This window comes from Lapillicoccus sp. (genome assembly GCF_046595215.1).
Lineage (GTDB): Bacteria > Actinomycetota > Actinomycetes > Actinomycetales > Dermatophilaceae > Lapillicoccus.
Genome location: NZ_JBKJPP010000178.1, coordinates 1 through 8,153 on the forward strand (window position 1 = coordinate 1; position 8,153 = coordinate 8,153).

An 8,153-nucleotide genomic window follows, 5' to 3' on the forward strand; every position below is an offset into this window, starting at 1 on the left:
CGCCGCGCCAGGCCTCGCACTGGACCCTCGACGGGCTGCCCCTGCCCTACGTCCCCCTCGTGGAGGACTGGACACCCCGCACGGATCCCCCCGCCCATCTCGGACACTACGAGCAGAGCCTCGCCGCCGATCCGTCGGCGGCTGCAGCCGCCGCCATCCCGGTCGAGCGGATCGGCGGCGAGGTCGTCCTCGTGGCGGGCGAGGACGACCAGGTCTGGCCGAGTGCACACTTCACCCGGGCCATCGTCCGGCGCCGGGCGGAGCACGGGCTCGCGACGCGGGTCGTCACGCACCCGCACGCCGGACACCGCACCATCCTCCCCGGCGAGCCCCCGGTCACCGTCGGTGCCCACCTGGCGCGAGGAGGCACCGTGCAGGCCGACGCGGAGCTGGGCGCCCGGGCGTGGCCGGTCCTCGTGGAGGTCCTCCGCCTCCACGAGCACCCCACGTGAGGGGTCAGGTCCCGGTGGGGACGTCGGCGCGGTGGCGCAGCGCGTAGAACGTCACCGCGCTGGCCGCCGCGACGTTGAGCGAGTCCACACCCCCGGCCATGGGGATCCGCACGGTGAGGTCCGAGGCGACGATGGTGCGCCGCGACAGCCCGTCCCCCTCGGTCCCCAGCACGATGGCCAGCCGCGGCGGCGGGTCGGCCGCGAGGACGTCGAGGCTGACCGAGTCCTCCTCGAGCGCCAGCGCCGCCACGGTGAAGCCCGCATCGCGCAGGACGTCGATGCCGGCGGGCCAGGGATCGATCCGCGTCCAGGGCACCTGGAAGACCGTGCCCATCGATACCCGGATCGAGCGACGGTAGAGCGGGTCGGCACACCGCGGCGTCACGAGCACCGCGTCCACCCCGAGGGCGGCCGCCGAGCGAAAGACCGCGCCGACATTGGTGTGGTCGACGATGTCCTCGAGGACCGCGATGCGGGTCGCGCCCGCGATGAGGGCGTCCACCGGCGGGAGCACGGGGCGCTGCATCGACGCGAGAGCTCCGCGGTGGAGGTGGAACCCCGTTAGCTGTTCGATGACGTCGTGCTCCCCGACGAGGACCGGTATGCCGTCCGCCTCGGCCTGCGAGACGAGGTCAGCGAGGTCGTCGAGCCAGCGTTCGGCCATGAGGTAGGACCGGGGGCGGTGGCCGGCGGCGAGGGCGCGGCGGATGACCTTGTCCGACTCTGCGATGTAGAGACCGCGCTCGGGCTCGGACCGGCGACGCAGGGCGACGTCGGTCAGCGCGACGTAGTCCGCGAGCCGCTCGTCGTGGCCCTCGACGTCCAGCGAGGTGATCCGGATCGGTGTCAGGAGAACCACACGAGCTTGACGATCGCGATCACGCCGATGAGGATGATCAGCCCGCGCAGCGCGGTCGGGGGGATCCGCCGACCCACGCGGGCGCCGATGATGCCGCCGACGAAGGCGCCGATGCCGATCAGCAGGGCCACGACCCAGTTGATCTGGTCGCGGGCGAAGATCACGAACATGATCGCCGCGACGAAGTTGACGATGAGGCTGAGCACGTTCTTGTAGCCGTTGAGCCGCTGCAGGGGCTCGGTGCTCAGCGCGGAGAACAGGCCCATGAGCAGGACGCCCTGAGCGGCCCCGAAGTAGCCGCCATACATCCCGGCGACGAGCACCCCGACCCCGATCAGCCAGGCGTGCCACCGTGGAGCGGACTCGTCGTGGTGGTGGGCGGCCCCGGTGGCCTGGAGACGCGGACCGACGAGGACGAGCACCAACGCCACGACGATCAGCGCCGGCACGATGGCCTTGAAGGCCGCTGCCGGGAGCACGAGCAGCAGCGCGGCCCCGATGATCGACCCGACGAGGGACAGGGGCATCAGCCGCCGCAGCGTGCGCGCCCTGCCCGTCAGCTCGTGGCGGTAGCCGAAGCTGCCACTGACCCCGCCGGCGACGAGACCGATGTTGTTGCTGACGTTGGCGCTCAGCGGCGGGAAGCCGAGGAAGAGCAGCACCGGGAAGGTGACCAGGGTGCCGGACCCGACGATGGTGTTGATGGTGCCGGCCGTCATTCCCGCCGCGAGGATGGCGAGGACCTCGAGCACCGACACCCGGTCACCCTATCCACGGGTGGCCGGGCGGCCCATGTCAGGTCCGGCGGGTGGCCCGTGTCAGGTCCGGCGGGTGGCCCGTGTCAGGTCCGGCGGGTGGCCGGTCGCGGGCGGCTCAGGGTGCCGGCGACGGCCGCGGTGGGCCGGCGGATCACTGCTCCTGGACCGGGCTGGGCCGACCGGCCGGCGGCGCCTGCCCCGGTTGCAACTCCTGCTGGGGGATCTGGTCGGTGGGCTGCGCCCGCGGCGGCACCTGGTCAGGAGCGGGGACGACCGGCGGCTGGCGACGGATCGGCGGGGTCGCGTGCGCGGTCGCCTCGGCGCTGGCCTGACCCGCTTGCCCCCGGGCCTCGGCGAGTGCCTTGGCCGGGTCCTGCAGGAGGGTGTCGGCGAAGGCGTTGTCCTCCGGGCCGGGATCGACCCACTCCTCCTCGTCGTCGCCGTTCTGCATCGGCTTGTCGCCGCCCAGGGCGCCGCTGATCCCGCGCAGGGCATCGGTGACCTCGGACGGGATGATCCACATCTTGTTGGCGTCACCGCGGGCGAGCTGCGGCAGGACCTGGAGGTACTGGTAGGCCAGCAGCCGCTGGGTCGGCTTCCCCCGGTGGATCGCGGCGAAGACCTGCTGGATCGCTCGGGACTGACCCTGGGCCTCGAGGATCCGGGCCTGGGCCGAGCCCTCGGCTCGCAGGATCTGCGACTGCTTCTCACCCTCTGCGGTGAGGATCGCGGACTGCTTGACCCCCTCGGCGTTGAGGATTGCTGCTCGGCGGTCCCGCTCGGCGCGCATCTGCTTCTCCATCGAGTCCTGCACCGAGTGCGGCGGGTCGATGGCCTTCAGCTCGACCCGGTTGACGCGGATCCCCCAGCGACCGGTCTCCTGGTCCAGGACGCCACGCAGCTGGGCGTTGATCTGGTCGCGCGAGGTCAGCGTCTGCTCGAGGTCGAGCGATCCGATGACGTTGCGCAGCGTCGTCACCGTGAGCTGCTCGATGCCCTGGATGAAGTTCGCGATCTCGTAGATGGCTGACTTCGCGTCGGTGACGGTGTAGTAGATGACCGTGTCGATGCTGACGACGAGGTTGTCGGACGTGATCACGGGCTGCGGCGGGAAGGTGACCACCTGCTCGCGGAGGTCGATGTTGGCGCGCACCTTGTCGACGAAGGGCACGAGCACGTGCAGGCCGTCGTCCAGGGTGCGGCTGTAGCTGCCGAGCCGTTCGACGATCTGCGCGGTCTGCTGCGGGACGATCCGGATGGTCCGGGCCGCCACGATGGCCGCGAAGATGATGAGCAGAGCCACGACGATCAGTGTCAGCAGACCGCTGTCCACGGGAACTCCATTCCTGCCGGCCCCCTGGGCTGGCCCCTCGAGGTCTGCGGGTCGATCCGACCCGCAGGTCAAGCCCTGACTCCCCACGCGGTCCTCACCGGCCGCTGTCGGGCGTCAGACGTTCAGATGGGTGGGATGACGCGGGTGACCACTGCGGTGGCGCCCTCGATGGCGAGAACGCGCACCTCGTCGCCGGGGTGGGTCTCCTCACCGTTGGCGGTCCTGGCGGACCACGTCTCCCCGCCGATCTTCACCCGGCCGGAGGTGCCGGAGATCGTCTCCAGGACGAAGCCAGAACGGCCGATGTAGCCCGCGGTGCCCATCCTGGCCCCGTCCGGGCGCACGGTGAAGCGTCGCTTGGCCCACGGACGGACGAGGCCGAGCAACCCACCCGCCACGACAACCGCGACGACGGCCTGCAGCGGAAAGGGAGCCCCGACGGCCGCAGCCGCCGAGCCGCCCAGCGCACCACCGGCAAGCATGAGGAACACGAAGTCGACCGTGGCCGCCTCGATCGCGCCCAGGGCGAGGGCTGCCCCGACCCACGCGAGCCATGCGTAGTTGTCGAACACCCCGTCACCTTCTCCCGACGGGGCCGCCGAAGGACCCCCTCACCTCTATGACGCTTACCCATATGCGGTAGTTCCTCACGGGAGCGCTGGGGCCAGGGCAGCCGCCCGGGCGGACCATCGCTCCCCGTGGCGCTCGACGACCAGCGGCAGGCCGAAGGTCTCGGAGAGGTTCTCGCCCGTGAGGGTCGTCTCGAGCGGACCTGCGGCGACGATCCGGCCCTCGCGCAGCAGCAGCACGTCGGTGAACGATGGCGGGATCTCCTCGACGTGGTGGGTCACCAGGACCATGGCCGGTGCCTCGGTGTCCGCGGCGAGCGCGCCCAACCGGGACACGAGGTCCTCGCGCCCCCCGAGGTCAAGGCCGGCGGCGGGCTCGTCGAGGAGCATGACCTCCGGATCGGCCATCAGGGCTCGGGCGATCTGCACGCGCTTGCGCTCTCCCTCGCTGAGGGTGGCGAAGTGGCGGTGCGCGAGGTGCGCAGCGCCGAGCGCGGTGAGCAGCTGCATCGCACGCACGTAGTCCTGCGCGTCGTACGCCTCGCGCCACCGGCCCACGATCGCGTAGGACGCCGTGACGACGACGTTGCCCACGAGCTCGTCGCCCGGGATGCGTTCGGCGACCGCGGCGCTGGCCAGCCCGATCCGCGGACGCAGCTCGAAGACGTCGACGGCCCCGAGGACCTCCCCGAGCACCCCGGCGACGCCGGACGTCGGGTGGATGCGCGCCGCGGCCAGCTGCAACAGCGTCGTCTTGCCGGCACCGTTGGGGCCGAGCACGACCCAACGCTCCCCCTCCTCCACCTCCCAGGTGATGGCGTCGAGGAGGAGGTTGCCGCCACGCACCACGCTCACATCGGCAAAGGCGAGGACGTCGCTCATGGCGCCACCATAGTTGACGGACGACCACCAACGGACGACCTCGGGCCGCGCCAACCTCCTTCCCCCGGACCCGCCGGACACCGCCACCTAGACTGCGTCGATGCCCACCCTGCCCGTCTCGGTGCGTCTCGCCGTGTGGGCGACCGCCGCCTTCCACGGCCGCCTGGACCTCGAAGAGGCGATCGCCCGGGCGCACCCCGACCTCGACCACTGGAGCGGCGACCTCAGCCGCCTCCGGCTGTGGCGCGACCTCGGCGAGAGCGCGGTCCTCGTCGCTCTCCCCCGTCCCGGCGACCTCACCGGTATGCCGCGGGCGCAGGTCGACGTCTCGGGCGCGGCTGCCGCGCGGGGCGAGTGCGCCTACGTCGCCGGCATGGGCGGGCTCCTCGTCCCGACCCTGTCGACCTTCGGCCCGGACGGCGACGAGGGCACCGCAGCCGAGTGGACGGCATACGACAGCGAGCCGGTCGCCCGTCACCTCCTCGAGTCGATCAGCCTCGGCGACCTCGAGCGGGCCCTGGCCCACGCCATCACCGAGAGCTCGTCCAGCCTCGAGGAGGTCGAGGGCCGGCCGTGGTCCTCCCAGCCCCGCGAGGACGCCGAACGTCGGCTCGGCGAGGACCGCTGGGGCCTGCCCCGGGACCTCGCGCCGCGCGCCGTGCGCCTCATCGGGATGGCCGCGCGCATCGGTGTCATCGCCGACGAGGGGCTGCGTCTGGCGTCGGCGGGGCCGGCCCTCGACCTGCACTCGTCCACCCGCCGGGAGAGCGGCCTGCGGTCGCTGCAGTCTGCCGCCGACGCCGCCCTGGCCGGCGCGACGAACATCGCCGTCATGGAGGTCGCCGGTTGGCGACCGGCGTGAGGCGCGCGCTCAGCCCCCGAGGACCTGGCGGTAGACCTCCATCGTGCGATCCCCGATGGTGTCCCACGAGAAGTGCTCGATGGCTCGGGCACGGCCGGCGCGGCCCATCCGGGCGGCGCGGGCCGGGTCGCTGACGGCCTCGCTCAGGTGCGCCGCGAGGGTCGCCACGAAGGCGTCCGGGTCGACCGGTGTGCCGCTGCCGCCCGGCACCTGCTCGATGGGCACGAGCCAGCCGGTCTCACCGTCGACGACGACCTCGGGGATGCCCCCGGTGGCCGTGGCGACCACGGCCAGCTCGCAGGCCATCGCCTCGAGGTTGACGATGCCGAGTGGTTCGTAGACCGAGGGACAGGCGAAAACCGTTGCTGCAGAGAGAAGTGCAACGACCTCGTTGCGGGGCAGCATCTCGGGGATCCACACGACCCCCTCACGGGTTGCCGTGAGCTCGCCCATGAGCTGCTCGACCTCGGCGAGGATCTCGGGGGTGTCGGGTGCGCCGGCGCAGAGGACGAGCTGGACCTCGGGCGGCAGCGCGGCCGCGGCGCGCAGGAGGTAGGGCAGGCCCTTCTGCCGGGTGATCCGGCCGACGAAGATCACGCAGGGCTTGTCGGGGTCGACGCCGTGGCGGCGCACGATCGCCTCGTCGACGCGCTTGCCCCACAGGTCGGCGTCGATGCCGTTGTGCACGACGTGGACCCGCTGGGGGTCGAGGGAGGGATAGCTGCGCAGGATGTCGGTGCGCATGCCGGCACTGACGGCGACGACGGCGGCGGCGCCCTCGTAGGCCTCACGCTCGGCGAACGACGAGACGCGGTAACCGCCCCCGAGCTGTTCGGCCTTCCACGGACGCATCGGCTCGAGGCTGTGGGCGGTGACGACGTGCGGCATACCTCCGAGCAGTCCGGCGAGGTGGCCCGCGAAGTTGGCGTACCAGGTGTGCGAGTGGACCAGGTCCGCGCCGGTGCAGTCCTGCGCCATCGCGAGGTCGACCCCGAGCGTCGTGATCGCGGCATTGGCACCCGCCAGCTCGGCGAGGTCCGCGTATGCCGTGGTGCCGGCCTCGTCTCGGGGCTCACCGAAGCAGCGCACCCGGACGTCGATGTCACCTCGGCTCCGCAGGGCGCGGACCAGTTCGGCCACATGAACTCCGGCGCCCCCGTAGACCGCCGGGGGGTACTCCTTGCTGAGGATGTCGACTCGCACGCCGCCGACACTAGTCCCGGACAACCCCTCGCCGCGATGGCTCGATGACCCTAGGGTGTGGGCATGGCACGCAGGGCGCAGAATCCTAAGGTGTTGGCGATCGTCCTCGCGGGCGGCGAGGGCAAGAGGCTCATGCCGCTCACGGCTGACCGGGCCAAACCCGCCGTCCCCTTCGGGGGCATCTACCGGCTCATCGACTTCGCCCTGTCGAACGTCGTCAACTCGGGCTACCTGAAGGTCGTCGTCCTGACGCAGTACAAGTCGCACAGCCTCGACAAGCACGTCACGTCGACGTGGCGGATGTCGACGTTGCTCGGCAACTACGTCGCCCCCGTGCCGGCCCAGCAGCGGATGGGCAAGGACTGGTACCTCGGCAGCGCCGACGCGATCTACCAGAGCCTCAACCTGGTCCACGACGAGAAGCCCGACATCGTCGTCGTCGTCGGCGCCGACCACGTGTACCGGATGGACTTCGCCCACATGGTCGAGCAGCACATCGAGACGGGGGCCGGAGTCACCGTCGCGGCGATCCGCCAGCCGATCTCGCTCGCCGACCAGTTCGGGGTGATCGAGGTCGACGACGACGACCGGCGCAAGATCGGGGCCTTCCTCGAGAAGCCGACGAACGCCAAGGGACTGCCCGACAGCCCGGACGAGGTCCTCGCCTCGATGGGCAACTACGTGTTCGACGCCGACGTCCTCATCGACGCGGTCGTCTCCGACCACGACCGCGAGGGCAGCAAGCACGACATGGGCGGCGACATCGTCCCGGCCTTCGTGGCGGAGGGAGGCGGCTACGTCTACGACTTCAAGGACAACCCCATCCCCGGGGCGACCGACCGGGACCAGGGCTACTGGCGCGACGTCGGCACCATCGACTCGTACTTCGAGGCCAACATGGACCTCATCTCGATCCACCCGATCTTCAACCTCTACAACTACGAGTGGCCGATCTACACCTCGACGGGGTCGCTGCCACCCGCGAAGTTCGTGCACGGCCACGGTGACCGGGTCGGTGAGGCGCGCAACTCGGCCGTCTCCCCCGGTGTCGTCATCAGTGGCGCCCAGGTCCAGGGCTCGGTGCTCGCGCCGAGGGTCCACGTGCACAGCTACGCCTCGATCGTCGACAGCGTCATCCTCGACGGCGTCGACGTGGGCCGCTACGCGACGATCCGGCGGGCGATCGTCGACAAGAACGTCATCGTCCCCGAGCATGCCGAGATCGGCGTCGACCA

General features: G+C 71.3%; 9 protein-coding genes. 3 read left to right on the forward strand and 6 right to left on the reverse strand.

What is annotated here, in order from left to right:
• Window positions 1-452, forward strand: a 452-nt coding sequence (locus ACLL9L_RS15420) for an acyl-CoA thioester hydrolase/BAAT C-terminal domain-containing protein (RefSeq protein ID WP_411285543.1), incomplete at its 5' end; no start/stop codon positions are given.
• A gap of 4 nt (window positions 453-456) precedes the next feature.
• Here ACLL9L_RS15420 and ACLL9L_RS15425 read toward each other — a convergent pair.
• The 5 genes from ACLL9L_RS15425 to ACLL9L_RS15445 form a co-directional block, all read right to left on the reverse strand.
• On the reverse strand, window positions 457-1,311 hold the full coding sequence (locus ACLL9L_RS15425; protein ID WP_411285544.1) for a TrmH family RNA methyltransferase: 855 nt from the start codon (window positions 1,309-1,311) through the stop codon (window positions 457-459).
• Window positions 1,299-2,069 (reverse strand): sulfite exporter TauE/SafE family protein, encoded by a 771-nt coding sequence (locus tag ACLL9L_RS15430; RefSeq protein WP_411285545.1) that lies wholly within the window; start codon window positions 2,067-2,069, stop codon window positions 1,299-1,301. The genes ACLL9L_RS15425 and ACLL9L_RS15430 overlap by 13 nt, the downstream gene beginning before the upstream one ends.
• A 151-nt stretch (window positions 2,070-2,220) precedes the next feature.
• Window positions 2,221-3,390, reverse strand: a complete 1,170-nt coding sequence (locus ACLL9L_RS15435; protein WP_411285551.1) for an SPFH domain-containing protein — start codon at window positions 3,388-3,390, stop codon at window positions 2,221-2,223.
• A 134-nt stretch (window positions 3,391-3,524) separates the two neighbouring features.
• Window positions 3,525-3,974: an NfeD family protein gene (locus tag ACLL9L_RS15440; RefSeq protein WP_411285546.1), complete on the reverse strand. Its 450-nt coding sequence runs from the start codon at window positions 3,972-3,974 to the stop codon at window positions 3,525-3,527.
• 75 nt (window positions 3,975-4,049) lie between these two features.
• Window positions 4,050-4,853, reverse strand: a complete 804-nt coding sequence (locus tag ACLL9L_RS15445; protein ID WP_411285547.1) for an ABC transporter ATP-binding protein — start codon at window positions 4,851-4,853, stop codon at window positions 4,050-4,052.
• Window positions 4,854-4,953: 100 nt separating this feature from the next.
• Between ACLL9L_RS15445 and ACLL9L_RS15450 the strand changes: the two genes are divergently transcribed.
• Window positions 4,954-5,715: a hypothetical protein gene (locus ACLL9L_RS15450; protein WP_411285548.1), complete on the forward strand. Its 762-nt coding sequence runs from the start codon at window positions 4,954-4,956 to the stop codon at window positions 5,713-5,715.
• A 9-nt stretch (window positions 5,716-5,724) separates the two neighbouring features.
• Here ACLL9L_RS15450 and glgA read toward each other — a convergent pair whose 3' ends face one another.
• Window positions 5,725-6,918: a glycogen synthase gene (gene glgA / locus ACLL9L_RS15455; protein WP_411285549.1), complete on the reverse strand. Its 1,194-nt coding sequence runs from the start codon at window positions 6,916-6,918 to the stop codon at window positions 5,725-5,727.
• 63 nt (window positions 6,919-6,981) lie between these two features.
• Here glgA and glgC point away from each other — a divergent pair.
• The coding region (gene glgC, locus ACLL9L_RS15460) for a glucose-1-phosphate adenylyltransferase (protein WP_411285550.1) at window positions 6,982-8,153 on the forward strand (1,172 nt) is incomplete at its 3' end.